This is a genomic window from Kribbella sp. NPDC026596 (assembly GCF_040638415.1).
GTDB lineage: Bacteria > Actinomycetota > Actinomycetes > Propionibacteriales > Kribbellaceae > Kribbella.
Map to the genome: position 1 here is coordinate 1 of NZ_JBEZYF010000024.1, position 26,066 is coordinate 26,066.

The 26,066-nt window shown below is 68.9% G+C and carries 25 protein-coding genes; 13 read left to right on the forward strand and 12 right to left on the reverse strand.

Annotated elements, in window-relative coordinates:
* The first annotated feature begins 227 nt into the window (after nt 1–227).
* The 3 genes from AB0E63_RS20930 (at nt 228) to AB0E63_RS20940 (ending at nt 2,167) form a co-directional block, all read left to right on the forward strand.
* Nucleotides 228–1,352, forward strand: coding sequence for an endonuclease (locus AB0E63_RS20930; RefSeq protein WP_360368469.1), 1,125 nt, complete (start codon nt 228–230; stop codon nt 1,350–1,352).
* A 123-nt stretch (nt 1,353–1,475) separates the two neighbouring features.
* Nucleotides 1,476–1,730 carry a type II toxin-antitoxin system prevent-host-death family antitoxin gene (locus AB0E63_RS20935; RefSeq protein ID WP_360368472.1) on the forward strand — a complete coding sequence of 85 codons (255 nt, stop codon included), beginning with the start codon at nt 1,476–1,478 and terminating at the stop codon, nt 1,728–1,730.
* On the forward strand, nt 1,727–2,167 hold the full coding sequence (locus tag AB0E63_RS20940; RefSeq protein WP_360368475.1) for a type II toxin-antitoxin system VapC family toxin: 441 nt from the start codon (nt 1,727–1,729) through the stop codon (nt 2,165–2,167). Before AB0E63_RS20935 ends, AB0E63_RS20940 begins: the two co-directional genes overlap by 4 nt.
* A 1-nt stretch (nt 2,168) precedes the next feature.
* Here AB0E63_RS20940 and AB0E63_RS20945 read toward each other — a convergent pair whose 3' ends face one another.
* Nucleotides 2,169–4,772, reverse strand: coding sequence for an AAA family ATPase (locus AB0E63_RS20945; protein ID WP_360368478.1), 2,604 nt, complete (start codon nt 4,770–4,772; stop codon nt 2,169–2,171).
* A gap of 174 nt (nt 4,773–4,946) precedes the next feature.
* Here AB0E63_RS20945 and AB0E63_RS20950 point away from each other — a divergent pair, with 174 nt between their 5' ends.
* Nucleotides 4,947–5,774 carry a siderophore-interacting protein gene (locus AB0E63_RS20950; RefSeq protein WP_360368480.1) on the forward strand — a complete coding sequence of 276 codons (828 nt, stop codon included), beginning with the start codon at nt 4,947–4,949 and terminating at the stop codon, nt 5,772–5,774.
* A 109-nt stretch (nt 5,775–5,883) separates the two neighbouring features.
* Here the strand turns inward: AB0E63_RS20950 and AB0E63_RS20955 are convergent, their stop codons facing one another.
* Complete coding sequence (locus AB0E63_RS20955; RefSeq protein ID WP_360368483.1) at nt 5,884–6,600, reverse strand: hypothetical protein; 717 nt, start codon at nt 6,598–6,600, stop codon at nt 5,884–5,886.
* Nucleotides 6,601–6,646: 46 nt separating this feature from the next.
* Between AB0E63_RS20955 and AB0E63_RS20960 the strand changes: the two genes are divergently transcribed.
* The 5 genes from AB0E63_RS20960 to AB0E63_RS20980 all read left to right on the forward strand — a co-directional run bounded on the left by AB0E63_RS20960 (nt 6,647) and on the right by AB0E63_RS20980 (nt 12,076).
* Nucleotides 6,647–7,543, forward strand: a complete 897-nt coding sequence (locus tag AB0E63_RS20960) for an aminoglycoside phosphotransferase family protein (RefSeq protein WP_360368486.1) — start codon at nt 6,647–6,649, stop codon at nt 7,541–7,543.
* Nucleotides 7,544–7,555: 12 nt separating this feature from the next.
* On the forward strand, nt 7,556–8,017 hold the full coding sequence (locus AB0E63_RS20965; RefSeq protein ID WP_360368488.1) for a group II truncated hemoglobin: 462 nt from the start codon (nt 7,556–7,558) through the stop codon (nt 8,015–8,017).
* A gap of 95 nt (nt 8,018–8,112) precedes the next feature.
* Entirely contained in the window at nt 8,113–9,171 is a 1,059-nt protein-coding gene (locus AB0E63_RS20970; protein ID WP_360368491.1) for a glycine betaine/L-proline ABC transporter ATP-binding protein, read from the forward strand.
* Nucleotides 9,171–11,123 (forward strand): ABC transporter permease subunit, encoded by a 1,953-nt coding sequence (locus tag AB0E63_RS20975; RefSeq protein WP_360368494.1) that lies wholly within the window; start codon nt 9,171–9,173, stop codon nt 11,121–11,123. Before AB0E63_RS20970 ends, AB0E63_RS20975 begins: the two co-directional genes overlap by 1 nt.
* Nucleotides 11,120–12,076, forward strand: coding sequence for an ABC transporter substrate-binding protein (locus AB0E63_RS20980; RefSeq protein WP_360368497.1), 957 nt, complete (start codon nt 11,120–11,122; stop codon nt 12,074–12,076). The genes AB0E63_RS20975 and AB0E63_RS20980 overlap by 4 nt, the downstream gene beginning before the upstream one ends.
* Nucleotides 12,077–12,249: 173 nt before the next feature.
* Here the strand turns inward: AB0E63_RS20980 and AB0E63_RS20985 are convergent, their stop codons facing one another.
* Together AB0E63_RS20985 and AB0E63_RS20990 are read right to left on the reverse strand one after the other, a co-directional pair.
* Nucleotides 12,250–12,516: a hypothetical protein gene (locus AB0E63_RS20985; protein WP_360368500.1), complete on the reverse strand. Its 267-nt coding sequence runs from the start codon at nt 12,514–12,516 to the stop codon at nt 12,250–12,252.
* Nucleotides 12,513–13,034: a sigma-70 family RNA polymerase sigma factor gene (locus AB0E63_RS20990; RefSeq protein WP_360368503.1), complete on the reverse strand. Its 522-nt coding sequence runs from the start codon at nt 13,032–13,034 to the stop codon at nt 12,513–12,515. Before AB0E63_RS20990 ends, AB0E63_RS20985 begins: the two co-directional genes overlap by 4 nt.
* Nucleotides 13,035–13,310: 276 nt before the next feature.
* Here AB0E63_RS20990 and AB0E63_RS20995 point away from each other — a divergent pair, with 276 nt between their 5' ends.
* Nucleotides 13,311–13,907 (forward strand): ParA family protein, encoded by a 597-nt coding sequence (locus AB0E63_RS20995; protein WP_360368506.1) that lies wholly within the window; start codon nt 13,311–13,313, stop codon nt 13,905–13,907.
* Nucleotides 13,908–13,977: 70 nt separating this feature from the next.
* Here the strand turns inward: AB0E63_RS20995 and AB0E63_RS21000 are convergent, their stop codons facing one another.
* The 4 genes from AB0E63_RS21000 to AB0E63_RS21015 form a co-directional block, all read right to left on the reverse strand.
* A complete protein-coding gene (locus tag AB0E63_RS21000; RefSeq protein WP_360368509.1) occupies nt 13,978–15,126 on the reverse strand; it encodes an ROK family transcriptional regulator in 1,149 nt (382 codons plus the stop codon).
* Between the two features lie 74 nt (nt 15,127–15,200).
* A complete protein-coding gene (locus AB0E63_RS21005; RefSeq protein WP_360368512.1) occupies nt 15,201–16,091 on the reverse strand; it encodes an oxygenase MpaB family protein in 891 nt (296 codons plus the stop codon).
* A gap of 15 nt (nt 16,092–16,106) precedes the next feature.
* Nucleotides 16,107–16,643, reverse strand: coding sequence for a GNAT family N-acetyltransferase (locus tag AB0E63_RS21010; RefSeq protein WP_360368515.1), 537 nt, complete (start codon nt 16,641–16,643; stop codon nt 16,107–16,109).
* A 9-nt stretch (nt 16,644–16,652) separates the two neighbouring features.
* The gene (locus tag AB0E63_RS21015; protein WP_360368518.1) at nt 16,653–17,948 is read right to left on the reverse strand and encodes an XRE family transcriptional regulator; all 1,296 of its coding nucleotides are present in this window, start codon (nt 17,946–17,948) and stop codon (nt 16,653–16,655) included.
* A gap of 229 nt (nt 17,949–18,177) precedes the next feature.
* On the opposite strand from AB0E63_RS21015, the gene AB0E63_RS21020 reads away from it, so the two are divergent.
* Nucleotides 18,178–18,351: a hypothetical protein gene (locus AB0E63_RS21020; protein WP_360368521.1), complete on the forward strand. Its 174-nt coding sequence runs from the start codon at nt 18,178–18,180 to the stop codon at nt 18,349–18,351.
* Nucleotides 18,352–18,707: 356 nt separating this feature from the next.
* Here the strand turns inward: AB0E63_RS21020 and AB0E63_RS21025 are convergent, their stop codons facing one another.
* Nucleotides 18,708–19,112 (reverse strand): MarR family transcriptional regulator, encoded by a 405-nt coding sequence (locus AB0E63_RS21025; protein WP_360368524.1) that lies wholly within the window; start codon nt 19,110–19,112, stop codon nt 18,708–18,710.
* A 29-nt stretch (nt 19,113–19,141) separates the two neighbouring features.
* Here AB0E63_RS21025 and AB0E63_RS21030 point away from each other — a divergent pair, with 29 nt between their 5' ends.
* The gene (locus AB0E63_RS21030) at nt 19,142–19,573 is read left to right on the forward strand and encodes a MarR family transcriptional regulator (RefSeq protein ID WP_360368527.1); all 432 of its coding nucleotides are present in this window, start codon (nt 19,142–19,144) and stop codon (nt 19,571–19,573) included.
* 32 nt (nt 19,574–19,605) lie between these two features.
* Here the strand turns inward: AB0E63_RS21030 and AB0E63_RS21035 are convergent, their stop codons facing one another.
* Together AB0E63_RS21035 and AB0E63_RS21040 are read right to left on the reverse strand one after the other, a co-directional pair.
* A complete protein-coding gene (locus AB0E63_RS21035; RefSeq protein ID WP_360368530.1) occupies nt 19,606–20,721 on the reverse strand; it encodes a GNAT family N-acetyltransferase in 1,116 nt (371 codons plus the stop codon).
* A gap of 99 nt (nt 20,722–20,820) precedes the next feature.
* Nucleotides 20,821–22,275 (reverse strand): MDR family MFS transporter, encoded by a 1,455-nt coding sequence (locus AB0E63_RS21040; protein ID WP_360368532.1) that lies wholly within the window; start codon nt 22,273–22,275, stop codon nt 20,821–20,823.
* 339 nt (nt 22,276–22,614) lie between these two features.
* On the opposite strand from AB0E63_RS21040, the gene AB0E63_RS21045 reads away from it, so the two are divergent.
* Nucleotides 22,615–24,882: a signal transduction protein gene (locus AB0E63_RS21045; protein WP_360368534.1), complete on the forward strand. Its 2,268-nt coding sequence runs from the start codon at nt 22,615–22,617 to the stop codon at nt 24,880–24,882.
* Between the two features lie 2 nt (nt 24,883–24,884).
* Here the strand turns inward: AB0E63_RS21045 and AB0E63_RS21050 are convergent, their stop codons facing one another.
* Nucleotides 24,885–26,018, reverse strand: a complete 1,134-nt coding sequence (locus tag AB0E63_RS21050) for an MFS transporter (RefSeq protein ID WP_360368537.1) — start codon at nt 26,016–26,018, stop codon at nt 24,885–24,887.
* Between the last annotated feature and the right edge of the window lie 48 nt (nt 26,019–26,066).

Sequence of the window (26,066 nt, forward strand, 5' to 3'; positions counted from 1 at the left end):
TGTTTTTCTGTTTTTTCATTGTGACTTCTGGGGCACCCCCCCGGGGGGGGCGCCGCTGCCGTGGCGGGGCGCCCGCACCCCCTGGGGGGGCCGCCCCCCCCAGCCCCGCCACCCCCCCCCCACCGGTTCAACCTTCATCCCGTGTTCGCACGATTGAGATGTTCAGTGGCCCGGCCTGGCGGGCAGACTGACGGGCGTCCGGTCCCCACCCGCCCCTGGGAGTCGCCGTGCTTGCATCCCGTTGGTTCCGCCCGGCTTTGATCGTCACCGCCGTACTCGCGCTGCTCGGCTTCGGCATCACGCCGTCGACCGCCGCCACGCCCATCACCGTCAGTACGGCGATCGGCCGGCAGGACGGATCGAGTGCCTCGGTCACGGGCTACGTGGTCGGTCAGCCGACCGCCACCACGACCGTTGTCCGCAGCAACTTCCCGAACGACTACGCGCTCGCGCTGGCCGATTCGGCGAGCCAGACCAGTACGTCGTCGATGCTGTACGTCCAGATCCCGACCGCGTTCCGAGCGTCGTACGGACTGCAGAGCAACCCCGGACTGGTCGGTCAGCAGATCACGGTGACCGGCACGCTGGCGGCGTACTTCTCGCATCCGGGGTTGAAGGACGCGACCGCCTTCAGCGGCGGCGGCTCGTCGGATCCAGGACCGGATCCGGGTGACTACTACGCCGGCGCGGAGGGCAAGACCGGTCCCGCGCTGAAGGCCGCGCTGCACACGATCATCTCCAGCCAGACCAAGCTCACCTACGACCAGGTCTGGACCGCGCTCAAGGACACCGACCAGGACCCGGCCAACAGCAACAACGTCATCGAGATCTACTCCGGCCGCTCGATCAGCAAGAGCAGCAACGGCAGCGCCGCCGACGACTGGAACCGCGAGCATGTCTGGGCCAAGTCCCACGGCGACTTCGGTACGGCGACCGGACCGGGCACCGACGTCCACCACCTGCGTCCCGAGGACGTGTCGGTCAACGCGGCCCGCGGCAACCTCGACTTCGACAACGGCGGTACGGCGGTGTCGCAGTGCTCCGGCTGCACCGCGGACTCCGACTCGTTCGCCCCGCGCGCGGCCGTCCGCGGTGACATCGCCCGGATGATCTTCTACATGGCCGTCCGCTACGAAGGCGGCGACGGCTTCGCCAACCTCGAGGTCAACAACTCCGTCAACAACGGCAGCGCCCCCTACATCGGCAAACTCTCAGTCCTCAAAGCCTGGGCCGCCGCCGACCCACCCGACGCCTTCGAAAAACGCCGCAACGAAGTCATCTACACCACCTACCAACACAACCGAAACCCCTTCATAGACCACCCCGAATGGATCCCCTCCATCTGGCCCTAACCATCTGCCCCGCCCTGCCCCACCATCTGCCCTTCGCGCCGGCTGCCTGTGCCTCCACAGTGAGAGGAGACACAGATTGTGGCTAGTATTGAGGGAGGAAAAGTGGCCACAGGAGGACTACTGATGGACATCGGGATCCGGGAGCTTCGAGACGGTCTCAGCCGCCATCTCGCGCAGGTGCGGGAAGGACACACGATCACCGTCACCGACCACGGCAAGCCAATCGCCCGAATCATCCCGGTCGAGGGACCCACCAGACTGCAGCAGTTGGTGGCGGAGGGCCACGTCCGGCCGCCGCTCCGGCACAAGCGCCCGGCGCCGCCGCCGATCAAAACCGAGGGCATCGTCAGCGATCTGATCGGGGACCAGCGACGGTGATCTGCTACTTCGACACGTCGGCCTTCGTCCCGCTGGTGATCGACGAGCCGTCGTCCTCCGCCTGTCGTCGGTTGTGGGAGGACGCGGACGATGTGATGTCCAGTCAACTGCTGTATGTGGAGGCGGCGGCCGCCCTCGCACAGGCGGCGAGGTGCAATCGGATCACTGCCAAGCAGGAGGCGCAGGCGCTGCGTGTGGTCGACCGGCTCTGGAGTGAGTTGTACGCCGCCGAGCCGACTGAGCGGCTGATTCGCCGAGCCGCGGTGCTCACCTCGTCGGAAGCCCTCCGAGGTTACGACGCACTGCACTGCGCCACGGCTGAGCAGTTCAACGAACGGGATCTGATCTTCGCGTCAGGAGATCGTCAGCAGCTGAAGGCTGGCGAGAATCTCGGGTTCTACGTTGCGGATGTGAATGATCCGGAGTTCGCCCAGTAGGTCAGCGCTTAGCGTTGATGGTGCGGCCGCCGTGGTCTCGGGTGAGGGCGTGGCGGCCGTCCGGGCGTTCGGCTGCGGAGGTGAGCTGGGGTTGGGGTGTGGTGGGGTGGGCTATGCCGGATTGGGCGGCGGATTGGCCTAGGCGGGTTTGGACCCAGTCTTGGAGGCCGGGGTCGGCGACGGTGACGTGGTGGCCGGATCTGCGGAGGAGGCCGCGGGAGATCAGGCCTTGGCCGGCGCTGTCGAGGTCCCAGCGGCCGGGGGCCGACGGTCCGGATTCGGCGGGCATCGATAAGCCTCGCGGACCGCGTACGGCGGCCTTCGCCAGCAGTTCCTTCTCCGCGTCGGAGCAGTTGTGCCAGGCGGCCTCGTACAGGGCCCGTGAGCGGGAATTCAGCTGAGCCGTCGCCGCCTTCGCCACCCCGGCGGTGATCCCGGCCTGCGGATCCGCCAACTCGAGGGCCGAACCCGCGAGCGCACGAAGCCGGCTGGGGTTCCCGTTGGCAGCCTTGACCAGACTGTCCACAGCCTGCGCCTCGTACGGGATGCCGGCCTGGCGCAGCGGTTCGGCAAGCGCGGGACGCAGCTGCGCCTCGGTCAGCGGCGCGACCTCCCGTACGTCGAAGCGGTGCGCGACCTTGGTCTCGATCCCGGCCTGCCCACCAGACGCGCCCAGCAGCCGGGCGGTTGCCAGCTCACCACCGGCCCCGACCAGGAACACAGGTTGACCCCGCCGCTCCAGGTGCGCGGACAGTTCGGTCAGGGCGACCAGATCCCGGTCCGAGGCGACATCGAGGTTGTCGACCATCAGCATGATCGGCTCGCCCTTCTTGGCGGCCAGTTCTCCAAGATGATCGGCGAGCTCGTTGAGCGTGCTACCGACAGTGTCCCGAGGCGCCGCGTCCCACTGCCGCTTGCCGACAACCTGAAACCCGCCCGGGACACCGACACGGACCTCAGCACCGTGCTGCGCGTTCCGGGTCCGAACAGCCAACTCACCCAGGGCCTTCTTCAACTTCCGCGCTTCGCCCGACCCGAACCGTCGGCGAAACCGATCCATGTCCTGGCTGACCGCGCGTACGACGCGGTTCTCCAACGGCTCGCGCGGGGACGCATCCAGCCGGATCGCCGTCCAGCCCCGCCGGCCGGCCAGCGCCTGCGCCCGGTCCAGCTCGTGGCTCGTCCCCATCCCCGGCGGCCCAGTGAACAGTACGGACGTCCTCGTCGGCAGCCGCTTGTCGAGAGAGATCGGCTGGGCGTTCTGATCCACCCGGTCGACCGGGTGGACCGGGGTGCGCGCCGTACCGAACACCTTGCTGACGAGGGCGCGATCGCCGGTCGGATGCGCCGGCGCGATCCCCGCGCCGTGCTGCGCGATGGCTTGGGTGGCCTGGATCGGGCCGGCCGGTGCCGGCGTTTGCTCGAGGTAGTCGTTGACCCAGTCCTGGAACCCGGCCTCGGCAATGGTGACGCGCTCGCCGTCGTGTTCGCGGAGCAGACCGCGCGCGACGAGGAGCTGGCGCGCCTTGTCGACCTCGCGCCAGCCGGAACCGGCGGCCTGCGTCTCCGCCGGCATCGACAACCCGTTCGGGCCTTGGGCAGCGACCTTGGCGAGCAGGTCCTTCTGCGCGTCCTTGCACTGGTTCCAGCGGCCCTGGTAGAGCACCACGGACTCTTTGCCGACCTGCGACGCCGCCGCGGCCGCCGCGGCGATAGTGATGCCGGCGTCGCGGTCGGCGTACGCGAGTGCCGTCTCGGCGAGGGCGCGGAGCCGGCTCGGATCACCGTTGGCGGCTCGGAGCAGGTTGTCGATCGCCGCGGACTGGTAGCCGATCCGCGCATCGTCGAGCGGCTTGGTCAGGAACGGCCGGAGCTCGTTGTCCGACAGCGGTCCGACTTCACGGATGTCGAACTGATTGGTGACCGTGGTCGCGATCCCGGACATCCGGTCGGACGCGGCCATCAGCCGGCTGGTGGCCATCGCGCCGCCGGCTGCGACCAGCCACACCGGGCGGCCCTTCTGTTCCAGATGTACGGCGAGCTCGTTCAGGCCGGCCAGGTCCCGCGGGGACGCGGCGTCGACGTTGTCGACCAGCAGCAGGACCGGCTGATCCTTGCTCGCGGCAAGCTCTCCGAGCTGGTCGCCGAAGTCGTTCAGCGTGGTGCCGATGTCGTCCTGCGGCGTGACGTCCCACTGCCGCTTGGCGATGAACTGCACCGGCGCGGCCCCGACCCGCACCTCGGCGCCGTGCTGGGTGTTGCGGGCGCGCTGGGTCAGGTCGCGGACCGTCTTGCGCAGCTTGCGCACCCGTCGGTGCCCGAACCGCGAGCGCAGCTTGTCGAGGTCCGCCTTGATCGCGCGGGTGAACCGGTTCTCCAGCGGGTCCCGCGCCGAGGCCTCGACCCGGATCGCGGTCCAACCGTTGCGCGCGGCAAGTTCCTGGGCCTGGTCCAGCTCCCGGCTCTTGCCCATCCCGGGCGGCCCGGTGAACAGGATCGCTTTACTCTCCGGCAGTACGTCGCCGAGCGAGATCGCTCGTCCGAGCCGGTCCGTCCGCGTGACGGTGTGCGCCGGGCGCCGCGGCGTACCGAAGACCTGGCCCATTGGACCAGCGTGCGGACCGTAGCGGTCGTCGACACAGGCTGTACATGGCCTGCCGGTTAACAATCGGCCCCCGTCAGTTGAATGACCCGAACCAGCGTCCGCGGCCGCTGAGTTGCGGAAGTGGGTTAGCCTGACTTAGGTAGCCCTAACTTCCGCCGAGAGGACTGTGGTCGCGTGACCAGCCCCGCACCCCGCCGTAACCGCGTCTGCAAGCGCGGCGTCGTACGCCGGACCGAGCGGATCAGTCCGCACATGATCCGGGTCGTGCTCACCTCCGACGACTTCGTCGACAACGGCTTCACCGACCACTACGTGAAACTGCTGTTCTGCAAGCCCGGCTTGGAGTACCCGGAGCCCCTCGACATGGGCGTGGTCCGCGAGACGTACCCGGCCGAGCACTGGCCGACCATGCGGACGTACACGGTGCGGAACTGGGACGAGGACAGCAAGGAACTCACCATCGACTTCGTGCACCACGGCGACGAGGGTGTGGCCGGGCCGTGGGCCGCCGCGGCTCAGCCCGGCGACGTGCTGTGGTTCAACGGTCCGGGTGGTGCGTACGGGCCGGACGAGGCGGCCGACTGGCACCTCCTGGTCGGTGACGAGAGCGCCCTGCCGGCGATTGGTGCGGCAGTCGAGCAGTTGCCGCCGGGTGCGCGCGCGACCGTCCTGCTCGAGGTGGAAGACGACACCGAGGAGCAGAAGCTCAGCGGCCCGGGTGACGTCGACGTGACCTGGTTCCACCGCGCCACCACCGACGGCGACCGCGGCGACGCCCTGGTCTCCGCGGTCGAGGCCCTCACCTTCCCACCCGGCGACGCCCAGATCTTCGTCCACGGCGAAGCCGGCTTCGTCTTCCGCATCCGCAAGAACCTCTTCACCGACCGATCCCTCCCCCGAGACCGCGTTTCCCTCTCCGGCTACTGGCGCCTAGGCAAGAACGAAGACGGCTGGCAAGCCGAGAAATCCGAAACCAAACAACGCGAAGCCTCGGCCTCCTGAACGAACCAGCCTGGTCCGGGTGGCATCGTACGAAGCATGGATGATCCTGGTGCGCAGTACACGGACCTCGGGTTCGCGCTGGCGATGCGCTGGACCGACGGCCGCGGGGTCAGTGGGGCTTTCGGCGGGTGAGTACGTCGATCAGCGTCTCGGACTGATTGGTCGGCAGCACCCAGTCCTCACCCGAGGCCTGCAGGATGACGGCCGGGCCGGGCGTGGCCACCGCGTGGTTCACCGCGATCGGGAACTTGAGCCGTTCGGCCCCCGACAGCGCGAACTCGAAGGTCCCGGTCACCTCGGTCAGCGGATACGTGCGGAACTGCTCCGCCGAGCGCGGCACCGGGTGCGACTGGATGGTCACCGAGTCCGCCCCGACCAGTACGGCGGCCAACGGCAGCCCACGGAGCCGGAAGACCAGCTCGTACGGCGTCTCCGCGAGCTCAGGTACGACGGGCACGAGCAACACGCGATCGGCGTACCGGGCCAGTGCCAGACCGGCGACCACACCGACGATGAGCCCTGGAAGCGCGAGGATCGCGGGCCACCAGACTCCGGTCACCAGTGGGAAGAGTGTGACGACCAGACCGGCGATTCCGCCGAACAGTCCGGCCACACCGGTCCACCAGCGCGGCTGATAGCGGTGCCGGCGCCGGAGTACCAAGCCGGCGACGAGCATGCCGACCGGTATGACGCAGCCGATCCAGGCCGCGGCCGGTCCGGCCGTGCTGATCCACGCGACGACCCCGAGCAGCACCAACGGGATCCCCAGATAAATGACCGCCACCATGCGCTGCACTCGCCGGTGCCTGCGCTCCACCTCGCTCACGGGAAAACCCAAGCACATCGCGGCCGAACCACCTACTCTGCCGAGGGTGATCGAGTTGGTGGTTCCGGCGCAGCTGATCAAGAGTCACTCCGAGCGGGACGGCGAGTGGCTGCGCGCCCTGCCCACCACAGCGGCGCACTACCTCGACCAATGGGACCTCACGGTCACCGGTCAACCGCTGAACGGAGCCGCCTCGCTGATCCTTCCCGTCGTACGTCGTGATGGCGCCGAGGCGATGCTGAAGCTTCAGCCGGTCAACGACGAGAGCGAGGACGAGGCGCTGGCTCTGCGGACGTGGAGCCGTGACGACGTGGTCGAGGTGCTGGAGGACGACCCGGCGACATCGACGCTCCTGCTCGAACGACTCGAGCCGCGCACGCTGAACGACGTACCCGATCATGTCGAGGCGACCCGGACCCTGGCTGAGCTGCTCAGCCGGTTGAACGCTGTGCCGGCGCCGCCCGGCATTCGCCGGCTCGCTGATATCGCCGGGCAGATGGTCGACGACGCACCCGGGCTGATCCCGTCGCTGGCCGATTCCGACGAGCGAGCCCTGATGCAGCGCCTCAGCGCGCGGGTGGCGGAGATGCTGCCGCATGCCGGGGACCGGTTGTTGCACTGGGATCTGCACTACGGCAACGTGATGGCGGCACAGCGGCAGCCCTGGCTCGTCATCGATCCCAAGCCGTTGGCCGGCGACCCCGGCTTCGACGTCTTCCCGGTGTTATGGAACCGCTGGGACGACCTCGTCGCGACCGGCGATCTCGATCGAGCGATCCGGGATCGGTTCGACCTGATGCTCGAGGTCACCGGGATCGAGCGCGACCCTGCGATCGGGTGGACGGCGGCGCGGATCCTGCAGAACGTGCTCTGGGACGTCGAGGGCGGCGAGACCCGGATGGACGTCGAGTTGGTGGCGGTCGCTCATGCCCTCTTCACGTGATTACATAATTACGTGACTACTCCGACGCTGTACGAGTGGGCCGGCGGGCATGAGGCGCTGCGGCGGCTGACCGAGGTGTTCTACGACAAGGTGCTCGACGATCCGGTGCTCGCGCCGGTGTTCGCGCACATGAGTGACCAGCATCGCGAGCACGTGGCGATCTGGCTGGGCGAGGTCTTCCGCGGCCACAGCCGGTACACCGACGAGCTCGGCGGCTACCCGGCCATGCTGTCGCACCACCTCGGCCTCACGCTGACCGAGGAGCAGCGGTCCCGCTGGGCAGCCCTGATCGCCGCCAGTGCGGATCCGGCCGGACTGCCCGACGATCCCGAGTTCCGCTCGGCGTTCGTCGCCTACATCGAGTGGGGCACCCGGATCGCGCTGGCCAACTCCCAGCCCGGTGCAACCCCACCACCAAAGGCTCCCGTTCCCCACTGGGGTTGGGGAGAAGCACCGCCGTACAGTCCTAGCTGACGGAACAGACACCCGCGACAGCGCCGGCGAACTGGGGGTTGGATACAGTCGCGGTTCACGACGAAACCGCGTGGCGGGGATGCGAGGGTGAACCTGTGACCGCTCAGCTCGAGTATCCCGGGGTGCAGGACGACGACGCACTGCTGTCCATCCAGGGCCTCTGGAAGGTGTTCGGCCCGAAGGCCCAGCGCGTCCCGCACCGGCCCGACCTCGCCGCGCTGGACCGCGCCGCGCTCTATTCCAAGACCGGATGTACGGCGGCCGTCCGCGACCTCAGCTTCGACGTCGCGCCGGGCGAGGTGTTCGTGGTGATGGGGCTGTCCGGTTCGGGCAAGTCGACGCTGGTCCGCTGCCTCACGCGTTTGATCGAGCCGACCGCCGGCAGCCTGTTCTTCGAGGGTGAGGATCTGCGGGCGGCCGACGAGAAGCGGCTGCGGGCGCTGCGGCGGAGCAAGTTCTCGATGGTGTTCCAGCACTTCGGGCTGCTGCCGCACCGCAAGGTGATCGACAACGTCTCGTACGGCCTGGAGATCCGCGGCGAGAGCAAGCCGGACCGCCGCCGCCGGGCACAGGAGGTCATCGACCTGGTCGGCCTGGCCGGCAACGAGCACTTCTATCCCGAGCAGCTCTCCGGCGGCATGCAGCAGCGGGTCGGCCTGGCGCGGGCGCTCGCGAGCGACCCCGACGTACTGCTGTTCGACGAGCCGTTCTCCGCGCTCGACCCCTTGATCCGCCGCGAGATGCAGACCGAGGTTGTCCGGTTGCACCGTGAGGTCGGCAAGACGATGGTGTTCATCACTCACGACCTGTCCGAGGCGCTCAAGCTGGGCGACCGGATCCTGCTGATGCGCGACGGCGCCGCCGTCCAGCTCGGCACCGGCGACGAACTGGTCGGGGCGCCCGCCGATGACTATGTCCGCGAGTTCGTACGGGACGTGCAGCGGGCGGACGTACTCACCCTGCGCTGGATCGTTCGCGACCCGAAGCCCGACGAGCCGCTGGACGGACCCGAGCTCGGCCCGGACGTGCTGGTCCGGGAAGCGACCCGGCTTGTGCTCGAGGCGGACCGCCCGGTCAAGGTGGTCGCCAACGGCACCCTGCTCGGGGTCATCGGCGACGAGGAGATCCTCGCCGTCGTCGCGGACACGAACTGATGGCGTCGATCACCGGGTCGGTCGAGATCGAGGTCCGACGGCCCCGCCGCAGTGTGGTCGTCGGAGTCCTGCTCGTCGTCTGGGTCGCCGCGTACTTCGTCCTGCGCGGTATCGACACGTTGACCCTCGGCGGTCAGGAGACGACCGCGTTCCACCGCTGGCTGACCGAGCACCGTGACGACGTCGGCCAGGGCAACGCGCTGTTCGACGCGATCCGGGTGGCCGTCGACCACGTCGTCGTCCTGCTGCAGAACCTGATCTCCCAGCCGTCGTACGACCGGCCGGTGCCGGTGATCGGCTGGCTCGGTGTCGTCGCGGTGTCGGCGTACCTGGCCTGGGCGTTCGGCAACTGGAAGGTCGCGGTGCTGACCGCGGCCGGGCTCGGGTTCGTCGGGCTGCAGGGGTTGTGGCAGGAGAGCATGGACACGCTCGCGCTGACGATCGCGGCCGTGTTGCTGTCCCTGCTGGTCGCGATCCCGCTCGGGATCTGGGCCGGGCTGTCGAACCGTGCGTTCCGGGTCGCGACGCTGGTCCTCGACCTGATGCAGACGCTGCCGACGTTCGTGTACCTCGCGCCGCTGACTCTGTTCTTCGCGATCGGCCCGGCCGCGGCCACGATCGCGACGGTGATCTACGCGGCGCCGCCGGCCGTCCGGTTGACCGCGCACGCGATCCGCTCGGTGCCGCCGGAGAGTGTCGAGGCGTCCCGGTCGCTCGGGTCCACCAGCGGCCAGACGCTGACGAAGGTCCTGCTGCCGATGTCGCGCTCGACCGTTGTCGTGGGCATCAACCAGACGATCATGGCCGCGCTGTCGATGGTGACCGTGGCCGCGCTGATCGACGCCCCCGGCCTCGGCCAGACCGTGCTGAAGGCGCTGCAGACGCTGGACGTCGGCGTGGCGTTCAACGCCGGCCTGGCGATCGTGGTGCTCGCGATCGTCCTCGACCGCGTCACCACTGCGGCCGGCGATCGGCCCTGGCGTACGGCGAACGTCCGCCGGCGGATCCTGCTCGGCGTGGGAGCGGCCGGGGTGCTGGTGGCGATCTGGTTCTCCCGGACCTACGTGTGGGCGGCCGAGTTCCCCACCGGGGCGAACATCGGCTCGCGGATCGCGGTGATCGCGACCGACGTGACGAACTGGGTGCAGGACGTCTTCGGCGGTTTCACGTACGGCGTTCGCGACGCGGTCACCAACGGGCTGCTCAACCCGCTGGAAGCTCTGCTGACCGGGTCACCTTGGTGGCTCGTGACCACGGTCGTCGTCGCGTTGGCCGCCGTACTCGGGAGGTGGCGGGCGGCCGTCCCGGCGGTGGTGTGCTCGGGGTTGCTGGTCGCGACCGGGGTCTGGCACGACAGCATGATCACGCTGGCCTCGACGCTGCTCGCGACGGTCGTGGTCGTCGCCGTCGGTCTTGCGCTCGGAGTATGGGCCGGGCGCAACCGGCGCGTCGACACCTGGATCCGGCCGGTGCTGGACGCCGGGCAGACGATGCCGCCGTTCGTGTACCTGGTGCCGTTCCTGGCGTTGTTCGGCACCAGCCGGTTCACCGCGATCGCGGCCGCCGTCGTGTACGCCGTCCCGGTGACCACCAAGATCGTTGCCGACGGCATCAAGGCGGTCCCGGTCGCGACTGTCGAGGCGGCCAACTCGGTCGGCTCGAGCGGCTGGCAGGTGATCAGCAAGGTGCAGCTGCCGGTGGCCCGCCGGGCCATTACCCTCGCGGTCAACCAGGGCCTGATCTACGTACTCGCGATGGTCGTCGTCGGCGGCCTGGTCGGCGCCGGTGCGCTCGGGTACGACGTCGCGGCGGGCTTCGCGCAGAGTGAGTTGTACGGCAAGGGTCTGGCGGCCGGTCTCGCGATCGTCCTGCTGGGCGTTCTGCTCGACCGCATCACGCAGGCGGCGGCACGCCGTACCCAGAATTTCCAAGGTAGAGGAGACAAGCGGTGAAGAAGCTCCGGTACGCCGGTGTCCTGACGGCGGTGGCGCTCGCCTTGTCCGGGTGCGGTGGGGCGAAGGTCGGCGAGGACAAGCAGCCGGCCGCGGGTGGCAAGGAGTGCGGCACCTTCAACCTGACCGTCAGCCCGTGGGTCGGCTACGAGGCGAACGCGGCCGTGGTCGCGTACGTGGCGACCAAGGACCTCGGCTGCAAGGTGGTGAAGAAGAACCTCAAGGAGGAGATCGCCTGGCAGGGCTTCTCCACCGGCGAGGTCGACGTGAACCTGGAGAACTGGGGTCACGAGGACCTGAAGAAGAAGTACATCGAGACCGACAAGGTCGCGGTAGAGGCCGGGTCCACCGGGGTCAAAGGCGTGATCGGCTGGTACGTGCCGCCGTGGATGGCGGCCGCGCACCCGGACATCACGGACTGGAAGAACCTCAACAAGTACGCCGCGATGTTCAAGACGTCGGAGTCCGGCGGCGAGGGGCAACTGCTCGACGGCGACCCGTCGTACGTGACGAACGACGAGGCGCTGGTGAAGAACCTTGCGCTGAACTACAAGGTCGTGCAGAGCGGAAGCGAGACCGCGCTGATCCAGGCGTTCCGGGACGCGGAGAAGAACAAGAAGCCGCTACTCGCGTACTTCTACGAGCCGCAGTGGTTCTTCAACGAGATCAAGCTCGTCAAGGTGAACCTGCCCGCGTACACGGCCGGCTGCGACGCCGACCCGGCCAAGGTCGCCTGCGACTACCCGCCGTACGACCTGGACAAGATCGTCTCGAAGAAGTTCGCCGACTCCGGCAGCCCGGCGTACGACCTGGTCAAGAACTTCCAGTGGACCAACGAAGACCAGAACGCGGTAGCCCGCATGATCGCCGTCGACAAACTGACCCCCGACGCCGCCGGGGAAAAATGGGTCAACGACAACCAGTCAAAGGTCAACACCTGGCTCGGCAAGTAGTTCTCCCCCGCGCGGAACCCCGGAGGGCTGCGGTGGGGTGAAGAAGTGTGGTTACGGGGCGCCGGCCGTCAGGTCCCGGACCAAGGAGGTTTTTACCCCCCAATCGGGGAGAAAGCCTCCTTAGTCCATCGTGTCTGACTCGTGGGTCCGCTTCGCTCGGCTTGGTGGATCCGCTACTTGTGTGTGGCGGTGGTCAGATGGCATTGACCGTTGTCGCAGGAGCGCTCGAGTCTGCCTCGGGAGATCGTCTGGATCAGGCCGACGGTCCAGCACATCGGGCAGCCGCGGAGTGCGAGGACACCGATCGGCAAGAGCAGGAGACTGACCGGCCCGACCACCGGCACGAGTGCGAACGCACCGATCACCCCGCCGAAGCCGATCGCGCCACGGATCAGGTGACGGGGCAACGACGTACTCGCGAAGTCCGTGCCCCCGCTCACAAGGCATCCCGGACCGTCTTGCGGGCGCGGTGCAGCCGTGACTTCATCGCGGCGGTGCTGAGCCCCAGCGCGCGGGCGACCATCGGCCCGCTGTAGCCCTGGACGTCGCGCATGATCAGCACACACCGCTGGTCGGCGGGCAGAGCGGCGATCACACTCGCCACCTCGGCCGCTTCCATGCGTTGCAGCACCTCGTCCTCGGCCGACAACGTGGCGGCTTCCCGCGTCGCCGGGTGGTCCCGCAGCATCAGACGTGCGCGGCGCAGGCACTCGTTCCGGACGATGCGGAACATCCACGACGTGAGCGCCCCGGTGGCCCGGAGCATCCCGATCTTGCGGTACAGGATGATCAATGCCTCCTGCGCCGCGTCCTCGGCGTCCTCGGGAGTGGCGCACAGGGATCGGGCGAATCGCCGTACGGTCGGATGCGAGCCGGACACCAGCGCGGTGAGCGCGTCCACGTCGCCGCGCTGTGCGGCAACGATCAGCTGGTCGTCGGGCCAGGTCGAATCAGCCACGCGCGCGGCCTCGTTTGCGCAGTACGACGACGCTGCAGGTACACAGCATCACCACCCCGGCGGCGATGGCGAGGGCGAGGGCAACGGTCATGATGATCTCCAGATTCTGTCCCGGTGTGGGTCCGTACAGGGGTAAGAGTCCGGAGCCTGCCGGAAGGATTCCGGGCTGAAGCTCCCTTGAGCTTGTTCTCATGGGCCGGGGGCAACTATCACGATGTGAACGAGCAACGCCGACGACACGCCGGATTTCGGACAAAACCGGGTAAGTTCACTCTCATGATCATCGTGACAGCTGCACTGAAGGGCGGGGTCGGGAAGACAACCACGTCGGTGTACTTGGCCGCGCTGGCATCTTCCAACCGTCGTACAGCCACCCTGGTCGATGCGGATCCACAAGGCAGCGCTGCCGACTGGATCGATGCGTCCGACGACCAGAACCTGGCCAGGATCGAGATCGCCGAGGCGCCGACCGAGCGCCTCCTGACCAAGGCACTGGACAAGGTGCCGCCGGAGGGCATCGGCATCGTCGACATGCCCCCGTCCCACGAGCGCCTGCTGAACAAGGCGCTCGAGCGGGCCCGGATCGTGATCATCCCGACCCGGGTGGGCGGGGTGGAGACGCCACGGGTGAAAGCCGTGCTCGACCTGGTGCCGGACGGTATCCCGGTCGGCCTGGTGATCTGCTCGGCCCGGACCTATACCCGCAGTTATCAGGACGCGATGCAGCAGTACGCCGAGGAGGGCGTCCCGGTCTGGGGAACGATCCCGGAGCGGGTCTCCATCACCGCCGGTCCGAGCGGTCCGCTGGCCGGAGACGGCCTGGAGTCGTACAAAAAGGTCTGGCGCAAGATCCTCGCTGCCGCCCGCAGTTGACCACCCGCGCTGAGGTTGGGCACGCGAACTCGCTCACGGGCCCAACCTCCAGCACGCCGCCGAGCACTGTCTAGCGTTGCAGCGGTGGTTCACCGCGGACGTACGAGCGGATCACGGTCGCGGCAGCTCCGCGGGCCCAGTTGTCGAACGTGTGAGAGCGCAGCATCAGCCGGCAGTCCCCGGCGGCGCCGAACGCGTGGTCCGCGAACGCCTGCCGCATCCGCTCCTCGTACAGGTCGTACTCCGCCACGCCCTCGCCCGCGATCACCACGAGCTCCGGCCCGACCAGGTTGACCATCGCGGCCAGCGCGGACCCGATCACCTCACCGGCCCGGTCGAACGCCTCCCGTGCGTGCTCGTCACCCTCGTGCGCCAGCTTGATCGCACCAGCCAGATCCAGGTCCGCCCGCCCGGTCGTCTCCCGGGTCCGGGTGAGAATCGCGTCCGACGAGGCAACAGTTTCCACGCAACCGCGCCGGCCGCAGGTACAGACGAGGTCGCCCGGCGCCAGCGGGAGGTGGCCGAGCTCTCCGGAGACGCCGTACGCGCCGGACACGACTTCACCGTTGATGTAGAGGCCGCAGCCGATCCCGGAGCCGATCGTCACGACCGCGAACGAGTCCGCGTTCACCCCGACGCCGAACCAGTGCTCGGCCACGGTCAGCGCGCGTACGTCGTTCGTGACGACGATCGGCACCTTGAGCCTCTGACCGAGCAACTCCGCCACCGGAACGCCACGCCAGCCCATCAGCGGCGAGTCACGCACCACGCCATGCGCGGCGTCGACGTCACCGGAGACCGCGACGCCGATCCCGATCAGCGGTCCGGCCATCGCCTCACCGGACTTCAGCGAGCCGATCAGCGCCTTCACCAACTCGGCCAACCGGTCGATCACCACTTCGGGCGCGGTGTCGTCGAGCTTCTCGTGCCGGACGGTCAGGATCCCGGCGGTGAAGTCCGTCGTCACCCCGATCAGGTCGGTCGGAGTCACCTTCACCCCGATCACCGACACGCTGCTCGGTACGACGGTCAGCGGGCTGACCGGGCGTCCGATGCCGAGCTGGTTGTCCACCTCGGCCGGGACCGCCGGCTGGTCGGTGACGAACCCGGTCTCGATCAGCGGTGCGACCGCCTTGGTCACGGCCGCCTGGGAGAGGCCGGTCCGGCGCGCGATCTCCACCCGCGGGATCGGGCCCTGGGTCAGAATTCTGGTCAGCACCTCGACTCCCGCCGGCGTGGCCAGGGGGAGCGGGCGATGAGGACGCAGCGGCACGAGAACAACCTACCGGCGAGTCACGCCTCCGGGGCGATTTCTCCCAGTGTTGGAGACGTCAGCGCCCACCGGATCGTCCTGGTCAGGCCGTCGCCGGCCGCTCGGACGACAGTCCGCTCGGCCAACGGGAAGTAGGGCAGCCGCAGCGGCCACCGGGTCCACCACGGCAGCAGTCCGACGGCGGCAGCCGTGAGTACGGCGTACGCCGGGCGGGCGGCCCAGGGCACCGGCGGGTGCACGAGCATGAAGCGGGCAGCCTGGCGCGCTTCGGTCGTCCCACGCAGTTCCGGTTGGTACTCGGTCAGCATCTGGCGTAGCCCGGCCACTGTGGTCGGCGGATCGACCACACCGAGCTTGCGGGCCACGAGTGCGGCGTCCTCGACGTACAGGTCCCGCTCTGCGGCGTTGAGCGGGTTGGCTCCGTACCTCTGGTGTGCGGCCAGGAAGCTGTCCACCTCGGCGACGTGCACCCACTTGAGCAGGTGTGGGTCGGACGCTCGGTACTTCACCCCGTCCGGACTGGTCCCCCGGACTCGCTGGTGCACCCCTTGCACACGCGCGATCGCCTCCTCGGCGTCCGGGATCGCGCCGTACGTCGTGATGGCCAGGAAGTAGCTGGTCCGGCGCAACCGCCCCCACGGGTCGCCGCGGTACCCAGAGTGTGCCGAAACCGCGGCCATGGCCAACGGATGCAGTGACTGGAGCAGCAGGGCCCGCAGTCCGCCGGCGAACATCGACGCATCGCCGTGTACCCGGCGGATCGGGCGGTCCGGTGCGAACCAGCGCGGACCGGGGGTGTTGTGCACCCGGTTACGTTCAGCGCGCGGATCCGGACCCGCCACCTTCGTCATGATCATCCGCGCAAGCCCGTCCCGCAGCGGATCCAGCGGTCCTGTAAGGGTGGCGGCCATACGACCAGTGTGCCTCTAGCCGGGTACGTACTCGTGTTCCAGGAGGGAGTAGAGGAGGGAATCGCGCCACTGGCCGTTGGTGAAGACGTGGTCGCGGAGGTGGCCTTCGTAGCTGAAGCCGAGGCGCTTGACGACTGCGATCGACGCCTCGTTCTCCGGGCCGATGGCGGCGGTGACGCGGTGCCGCCCCTGCGTGGTGAACGCGAAGCGCAGCATCACTCGGGCGGCATCCGTGGCGTAGCCGCAGCCCCAGTGGTCGGCGTGGATCGCGTAGCCGAGCTTGGCCCCCCACGGACCGCTCGGCGCGATCCGGGCGAAGCCGATCACGTGATCGTCGCCCTGGCGGGTGACGGCGAGCATGTGATCGGGGCGATCCGCGCGTGCGGACCGCTCGATGATGCCGGCCAGGACCTCGGCCGCCTTCGCGCGGTCGTAGCTGTCGAACGCCATCCAGGCGGTCACTCGGTCGTCGCCGGCGATGGACAGGTAGTCATCGAGGTCGGAGGTCCGGAATTCGCGCACGGTGGTCAGGTGGCCGGGCAGGGGCTCCATTGGCGCAGGCTATCGGGAGAACGTCTGCATCGGGGTGCGCGTGAAGGTCTCGATCTCTTCCTGCAACTCCCGGGCGTCGTCCGCGCGGCCGGACTGCCGCAGTGCCTGGTGGACCCGGCGGGCCGAGTGCACCACGCCGTTGATCCGGCGCTCGGCAGGCAGGCCCAGCACCGGCGCGAGCGCGTCTGCCGCACCGTCCAGCTCACCGCTCGCGATCCGGGTGATCGCCATCGCGGCCTGGCTGCCGGCAGCGTCGCCGAAGGCCCACTCCGGGTGGTTCTGGTCGTTGTAGGCGTCCACCGCCTGGCTGGAGTACCGCTCGGCCTGCTCGACTTCACCAGGCAGCCAGGCCAGCGCGTCGGCGGCGTAGTACAGCTGCCGGTTGCGGCCGAAGGTGCACAGGCCGCCCATCTCGTCCAGGTCGTCGTTGCGCACCGAGTTCCAGGCTTCTTCGGCCCGCTCGAGCGCGGCCCGGGTGGCTTCGGGGTTGCCGAGCGCGGCCCAGGCCCGGGCCTCGCTGACCGGCAGCCAGACGCTGGTGGTGCTGTTGGCCTGCTCGGCGTACCCCGCGCCGAGCTGCGCGTACCGGACCGAGTCGTGGGGGTTGCCGGCCCAGTAGGAGACCAGGGATTGCAGGCCGCGCACCCAGGCACGGAGGCCATGGTGGTCGGCGTTGTCGGCGCACAGGAACGCGGTCCGCGCCTGTGTCAGGGCAGCATGGGGGTTGCCGAGGTCGTGGGAAGCCTTGGCGAGCAGACCACCGGTCACGCCGCCGAGGAAGTACAGCTGCCGCAGGTGCTCCGGGCGTTGCCGGCTCTCCAGCAGCGCGAAGACCAGGTCCTGGGTCTCGACCAGCTGGCCGAGGATCTCGGGCAGCGGCCGCTGCGGATACGCCTTCGCGACGTGGCGCACGTCGTCGTACACCTGTTCCATGGCCTCGCTTCCGAGACCGGACTGGGCCGCGAGGGCAAATGCCCTCGCGCGGCTGGCAGCCATGTCGAGAACCTCCATCTCATTACCTGTCGTGATCCGTCCACCCGCGGCAGGTGCCGGCACCACCTGGGCTGCCTGCTCGGGGACGTACGGGGCGAAGAGCTCCTCGACGGGCTTTCCGAACATGCGTTGCAGGGTGCGCCGGGTCTGTGGAGTGGTGCCTGCGCGCTCGCCCGATGCGAGGCGCCGCAGGTGCCGCTCGGTGATGGTTCCACCCAGCTCGACGAACTCGGCGACGATCTCGGAGTAGGTCTGGTTCCGGCGCTGGATCAGGTGCGCCAGGACCGTCTTTGGCGTGTACCTCCCCGCCATCGTTCCTCCCGTTCACGTCAGGAAAGACGTTGTCTCGACTCGTGCCCCACGACAAGGTGCTGTCCCCCAGATGTCCGCGAGAGGTCCGGAAGAGGTCCGGCAAAGGTCCGGTCCAGGTCCTAGAGCGGTCACGCTGGGCTCGTGCACCATTACTGCCATGACAACCAGTAAGTCCAACTGGTTGCAAGGGCTCAGAGTTACGGGGTGAGAGGTAGTGAGCATCGCGGAAATGACGGCGAGGCAGCACCGGCGCAGAGTTCGGGTCTGGTTCGGCGAGCACGTGATCGCGCAGTACGTCGCGGAGGCGCCGCTGGCGGCCCGCTACGAGCAGGCGATGCGGCGCCGTTTCGCCGGCCTCCGAGTCACCAACGACCTGCTCGGCCCGCTCGACAGCACCGACTGAAACACCCGCATACTTCCGGGTCCTCCTCAGACCCGGTCCGCTGCACCCTGGAGTCTCCTCACGTTCAGGGGCAGCTTCTGGAAAGGTCCGTGGCACTCCTCAGTCCCGGACAAACCCCAGGTGCGGTCCGGGGCACTCCTCAGCTCCGGACCGCACCGCCCACCGGCCCGGCTGGGCTTGGCGGCTGACTCCCTGTATCGCCGCCGCCCAGCCGTTCCAACCACCTCCTGGCCGACACCTCGGGCCAGGCAGGGTCGAGTGTCCTGGGCGGTAGGACACCGGAGGCTCCCGACACCTCACCGGGAGCCTCCCCCTGAGGTGGCCGGCTCCGCTGTGTGACCGTCGCGCCTGGGCGGTCACACAACGGAGCCCCTAAGGTTCTCGGTCATCCTCCGCAGTACGCCGACAGTCGCGCCGTACTCCTGATCGCTGACTCCGGCCGTCACCCGCCTGCGCAGAGCCTGGACCTTCGCCGTGAGCGCCTCCAGTGCCTCCAGGCCGGCGGCGGTGAGTTCGTCGCCGCTCAGCCAGCCGCGTTCGACCAAGGGATCGGTGACCGCCGCGAGCTCGGCCGGGTCGCCGGTCAGGAACGGCGCCAGCGCGGCGGCGATCGACTCCGGCCCGGCGGCCGCGTTCAGTGCCTGCCACTGCCGACGAGTCAGTCCGTCGGCTGCGAGGACCCGCTCGAACGAGTCCTCGAGCAGTCGGTCCACCTCTTTCAGCCACCATCCGATAGGCTTGTTGTCATCTGACATATACATGTCAATGAGCATATGTTTCGGGAGGTCGTGTGGACAAGACCGATCCGGTGACCGCGGTGGAGTCCGCGATGATCGCCGTCCGCAGGCGCCAGACCCGCCGGACCTTCGCGGTGCAGGCCGGCGGACCGGACCCGGTGCAGGAAGTGCTCGACGCGATCGAGGCGGCCGATCCGTACCCGCTCGGCGTCAACGGTGTGGCGGTTGCCCTCGGCGTGGATCAGCCCCGGGCGAGCAAGCTGGTGGCCGCGGCGGTCGCGGCAGGCCTGGTACGGCGGGAGGCCGATCAGCGCGACGGACGTCGTACGAACCTGGTGTTGACCGCTGCGGGTCTGGAGCAGCTCGAGGTGGTGCACGCATACCGCCGGGAGCGCTTCGCCGACGCGATGCACGACTGGACCGCAGCCGAGCGCGAGTCCTTCGCGGACCTCCTGACCCGCTTCGTGACCGCCCTGGACCGCTAGATGTCCGCTTCGGGTCCGCTGACCCGGTCCGCCTAAGGTCGGCTGACCCCGGCCGCCTCGGGTCCTGTGACATAGACGGCGAAAGGAGCATTGGGCTGGACGTCAGGTGAGCCTTCGACCCAGCCCTCCGCGGTGATCTCGCCCGCGTAGGTCATGCCCAGCCGTTCCATCACCGCCCGCGACGCACGGTTGTGTCGCTCGGTGAACGCGATCACTGCGGCAGCGCCCAGCGTCCCGAACGCGAACTCCAACCCGGCCCGCCCGATCTCGGTCGCCAGCCCACGACCCCGCGCCGACGCGACCAGAGCCCACCCCAGCTCCAGCCGATCGACCGCCCACTCCGGCCCGACCAGCTCGGCAATCGCCGAGGCCACCGGCGCGTCGGCCGCTATCCGGGACAACCCGCCCCGACCAGCCAGCACACCGCCCGAGCCCGGCCCCGCGCCGCCCGCGCCGCCCGAGCCTGCCCCCGCGCCGTCCGAGCCTGGCCGGCTATCGGGGCCGTGCTGTGTGTCGCGCTCGTAGGCGATCCACTTGCTCACGCCGTCGCGGTCCCACGCGGTCTGGAACTCGGCGGCTCGCCGGGCCGCCTCCTCGGGCGACCAGGAATCGTCGTACCAATGAGCCACCACTGGGTCCGCGAACAGGCTGACCAGGTCCGCGACATGTCCGGGCACGACCCCGTTCGGTCCGGTGATCGGTTCGAGCCGAAGGCGGTCAGTGAACCGGGTCCGGACCGTGTGTGCGACCAGATCCCGCAGCCGGCGGTCGCCGTCGGTGCGGTTCACCATCATCAGCTCCAGGTCGTCCGCCCCGACCCAGGCCCCCGCGTCGTGCTTGCCGGCCTCCAGCCGCGGCCGGCTGAGGTCGCCGTCGATGGTGATCAGGTAGTCGAGCTCACGCCGTACGCGGCCCTCGTACTCCCACTCCCAGTCGGCCACGGTCCACAGCACATCGCGAACCTTCCACCCGGTCTCCTCCTCGACCTCACGCGCCAGCGCCTGCTCCGGTGTCTCCCCGGGTTCGAGATGTCCGCCGACGATGTCCCAGATCCCCGGGAACAATCGCCGCTCCGCTGTACGACGCTGCACATAAACGCGATGCTGCTCGTCACGAATCAAGGCACCCACACAGTCGACCGCACGCATAACGCCAACCTAGTGCGCCGAGGGCGATGCGGCTCAAGCATTACCGAAGCCCACTGCCGCCACACGAGTTCCGGTGCCGCACTTGGCACCCGCACTAGATCAGCGGTTGGCGACGGGGCGTTCGGTGATTCTGTTGGGCATGAAGAGGACGGCGGCGACGAGGAGTACGGCGGCGGCCGCGGCACCGTAGTACACGTCGTGGATCGCGGGAGCGAGCACGTTGCTCGGGAGCTTCTCCAGGTCCGCGTGGCTGTCGCCGAGGCGAGCCGCGACCACACCGTTGGCGACGGCACCGAAAACGGCGACACCGACCGCGCTACCGACCGAGCGGGCGAACATGTTGGCGCCAGTCACCACACCACGTGTCGTCCAGTCCACCGACGACTGCGCGGCCACGACCGACGGCGACGCGGAGAAGCCGAGGCCGATGCCGATCACGAAGCAGGCTGCGGCCAGATGAAGTACGGCGCTGCCGGAGTTGACCGTGAGCAGCAGAGCCGACCCGAGGACGACGATGATCGCGCCGAAGAGCATCGTCGTACGGAACCCGAGCCGCAGATAGATGCGCCCGGCAAGCGATGCCGCGATCGGCCAGCCCAGCGTCATCGCGGCCAACGCGAACCCGGCGACGAGAGCCGATGTACCGAGCACGCTCTGGGCATACAGCGGGACGTACGTCGACAGGCCGATCATCAACAGCCCGATCAGCAGGGCGGCCGAGTTGGCCGAGTTCAGCACGCGCTGGCCGAGCACCCACAGCGGCAGGATCGGCTCGGCGGCACGACGTTCGACCATGACGAAGACGGTCAGCAGGACCGCGGCCCCGGCCAGGATCGCGATGCTCGCACTGGAGTCCCAGGTCCACATGACGCCACCCTCGAGCAGGCCGAGCAGCAGCAGGGAGCCGCCGACCGCGAGCAGGACCGCGCCGCTGTAGTCGATCTGGTGGCTGGTCTTCTGGACGACGTTCTCCTGGAAGCGGCGGACCAGCACCCACGCGGCCGCCATGCCGAGCGGGATGTTCACGAAGAAGATCCAGCGCCAGGAGATGTAGTCGGAGAACACACCGCCCAGCGTCGGGCCGACGAACGACGAGATGCCCCAGACGCTGGCGATGTAGCCCTGCACCTTGGCCCGCTCCGCGACCGTGTAGATATCGCCGACGATCGTCATCCCGATCGGCTGGATCGCACCCGCGCCGAGTCCTTGGACCAGCCGGAACGCGATCAGCGCCGGCATGCTCCACGCGAACCCGCACAGCACCGAGCCGAGGATGAACAGCCCGACACCGAGCAGCATGATCGGCTTGCGGCCGCGCAGGTCGGCGAGCTTGCCGTAGATCGGTACCGAGACCGCCTGGGCCAGCAGGTAGATCGAGAACAGCCAGGGGAACTGGGTGAACCCGCCGAGGTCGTCGACGATCGACGGTACGGCGGTGGCGAGGATGGTGGCGTCGATCGCGACCAGCCCGATACTCAGCATCACCGCGAGCAGGATCGGCCCTCGCTCCGACCGAAGCCCCACACTCGCCCGGTCGATCCGCTCAGTAGTCATATCAGTGATCAATGTATGTGATCTGACAACAATTCCCCCAGCCCGCGATCCACCAGGCGGACCACCGCCAGCTCCCGGGACCGGACACCCCTTCTGGTGGGCTTGGACAGGTTATTGCTTATTCACACCCGCCACTTCCTGTTCAAGGTCCCGGCAGGGTGGCAGGTTGTCCACGGTCCGGGCAGGTGGCAGGTGGCAGGTTGTCCACGGTCCCGGCAGGGTGGCCGGTTGTCCGCGGTCCCGGCAGGGTGGGCGGGCGTCCACGGTCCGGGAGGTGGCCAGGTCAGCGGCGCGCGCGCAGGCGGGCACGATGGGCTAGGGGACCACTACGCTCCGGGGGTGAGGATTCGGGATGGGATGGTGCGGGCCGTCGTGCTCGTGGTGACCGTGTCGCTCACCCTGGTGTTGTTGCCGATCGCCATCAACGTCGGCACCGGCGGCACAGCCCCGGCATTCCTGGAGCCGTACGCCGGCTGGACCTGGCCGCTGATCGGATTCCTCTGGCTCGTCGCGATCGTCACCGCCCTCTTCGAGTTCCGCAGCCGTCGCCTGCCGACCGTCTCCGGCCGAAGTGCTGACCAGCCGCGGAACCGGCCGAATGCCCTGGCCCGCATCGACCGCTACCTGTCCCAGCGTCACGCCGGCTCGCTCGCGTCCCGCACCCGCATAGCGCTCGCCCTCGACGAACGCCCGGAAGCCGTGATGCGCCCGTACGACCTGCTCGTGCAGCCGCTCGACAGCACTCCGCGCCAAGTGCCCGACGAGACCGACATCGCCGCCGTTTTCGACGAACTCCAGGACTCCATGCTGATCCTGGGCGCACCAGGTGCCGGCAAGACCACGCTGCTGCTGGAGCTCGCCCGCAACCTGTCCGAGCAAGCACACACCGACGAAAGCAAGCCGATCCCCGTCCTCGTCGACCTGGCCGGCTGGACCGCACAACCGTCTCGCAAAGATGACGACGATCCGGCCGACAGTCCCATCCTGGCCGGCTTCGTCGGTTGGTTCCTGTTCGAGCTCAGCACTCGCTACGGCATCCCCGCCGCCGTCGGTCGCATCTGGCTGCGCCGCGGCCGCCTCGCTCTCCTCCTCGACGGCCTCGACGAGATCGCCAAGCCCAACCGCTCCAAGCTCGCACCGGTCCTCGAAGAGCTCCGCCGTCGCTATCTGATCGGCAAGCTCGCAGTCACCTGCCGCAGCCAGGACTACGAGCTTCTCCCCGACCAGCTCAGCCTGTACGGCGCTGTGCACATCAGACCGCTCACCAGACAGCAGGTGCTCGACTACTTCGCCGCAGTCGGACCAGAGCTGGACGGAGCCCGCGCAGCGATCGAGCAAGACGATGCCCTCTGGGACCTGGTCAACTCGCCGCTGATGCTGAACGTGATGGTCCTCGCCTACCGCGGCCGAGCGCCGGAAGAGGTTGTCGCCGGTGGCGTCGCGGACCTGCGCCGCGAACTGTTCGACACCTACATCTGCGAGGTCCTGGCCCGGGACCGCTCGACCGCTCGCCAGTACGACACCAAGACTGCGGTCCGCCGTTTGTGGTGCCTCGCATGGTGGACCCGCAGTCGCGCCGGCGACCGGACCGTCGTACCCAGGTGGCTCACCCCGAACGGCTGGTACGGACTGCCGCTGCACGAGGTCGACTACCTCGCGCACACGGTCTGCCTGCCCGCACTCTTCGCCGCTCTCGCCGCGGGCGCGACCCTCGTGACACTTGCGCAGTACGGCGTACTCGCCGGACTGGCCGTGGCCGGAGCCGCACTGCTCCTGGTCCACCTACGGCCGCATCCCTGGCAGAAGCTCGACGGTCCCAGACCGGAGTGGGTGCCGCTCCTGGCAATCACCTTCCTCGCAGGTACGGCGACCACCGTCATCCTCACGGTCGCCGCGCTGGGTCTGGTCGAGCTACTCCCGGCTTGGTTAGCGCTCGGTATCGAGGCGGCCGCGATCGCCGCGTCGTACGTGGTCGAATTGATCGTCTTCCATGACAACCGGCGCCGGCTGCTGCTCGCGGTCCGGATGGTCGTGGTGGTCGCCGCCAGTTGGCTGACGCTCAGCCTCGGTGACGATCGTGGCAGCTTCGCAGCCGGGCTCGCGATCGGGCTGCTCGTTGCTCAAGGCATCCGGATGGTGAAGTCGCTGCCGACCGACCATCTGGTGAGCTCCACGACCGGACAGGGCTGGCGGATGGACCCGTGGGTCCTGGGCGGCAGCGCGGCCGCATTCCTGACGGCACTGGCTCTCGGCGCGGACCTGGCCTCACCCAAGCTCGAAGCGGTCGCCGGCGTGATCGTTGGTGCCGTCGCCGCGAAGGCCTGGCGACGTCGGCCGCCGGTGTTCGCCGGCCCCATGTCCCGGCTGCTCCACGACTTCCTGCTGCGCTGGACCGGCTACCTGCCCTGGCGCCGCCGGGCCTTCCTCCGGTACGCCGCCGACCGGTATGTGCTCGCCCGCACCGGGCGTGGTGAGTACTCCTTCATCCACCTGCTCGTCCGCGACCACCTGGCCGAATGCTCACCCGACCACCTGGCTGCGAAGGTCGACCGCCGCATCGCCGAGCGCGCAGCGAGTCGAGAAGGCACCGCACTGCGTCGAGCGTGAGGTCACTCCGGGGCGGGGTCGGTGAGGGCGTAACCGATCAGGCTGCTGGTCAACGCCAGTGCGATGAGTGGGCTGAGCGCGAGGCGCAGGGACGTGTGTTCGGCGATCGTGCCGAGGATGGGCGTGGCGACGCCGCCGATGCTCACCGCGAGGCCGAGTGTCATCCCGCCGGCGGTGCCGACGCGGCCGGGAAGGAAGTCCTGGCCGAGCGTGACGTGCAGCGAGAACGGGATCGACATCGCGATCGCGGTGACGGCGAGGAAGCCGAAGAACGCCGGCCCGGGCACGAACACCAGACCTGCGATCGCGGGTACGGCGACGGCGTACGACGTCCGCAGGGTCCGGACCCGCCCGTAGCGGGTGGCGAACCGGCCGCCGAGCAACGTGCCGAACGCACCGGCCGCGAAGAGGACGAACAGCGCCACCCCGCCGGTCGTGGTCCCGGCGCCGACCCGCTCGCCGGCGTACAGGGCGATGAAGGTGCCGAGGCCGACGAAGACGATCGACCGGCAGACCATGATCGCCGACAACCGCAGGAACGACGACCAGTCGTCGGCGCCGGCCGCCGCAGATTGGTTGCTGGAGACAACCAGGTGGGCGGACCGAAGTGCGAGCCGGGTGATCGCTGCCCCGACGAGCGCGGGGAGGATGAGCAGCGGTGTCAGCGAGAGCCCGCCGGTCGCGATGATCGGCGTGACCAGCACCGGCGCCAGCGCGAACCCGACGTTCCCGCCGACCGAGAACCAGCTCATCCCGACATGGCTGCCGCCGCTCACGGCGCGCGCCATCCGCGCGGCCTCCGGATGGTATGCCGCCACGCCGAGCCCGGACAGCGCCGCGGCCAGCCAATTCAGCCAGTACGTCGGCCCGACCCCGAGCAGCGCGATGCCCAGCCCCGCGGTCGTCATCGCGACCGGGATCAGCCAGGTCAGCGGCCGCCGATCGGTCAGTACGCCGAACACCGGCTGGACCACCGAGGACAGCAAGGTCGCGGCCAAGGTGATCCCGGACACCGCGACGTACCCGAGCCCGCGCTCGGCGACGAGAAACGGCACCAAGGCCGGCACGCAGCCCTGGTACACATCCACGCACGCGTGCCCGATCGCCATCAGCCCGATCGGTCGAAGTCTCCACACACCGTCGATCGTCGCGGCCGGTCGGGCTGTCCGGCTTCCGATAAAATG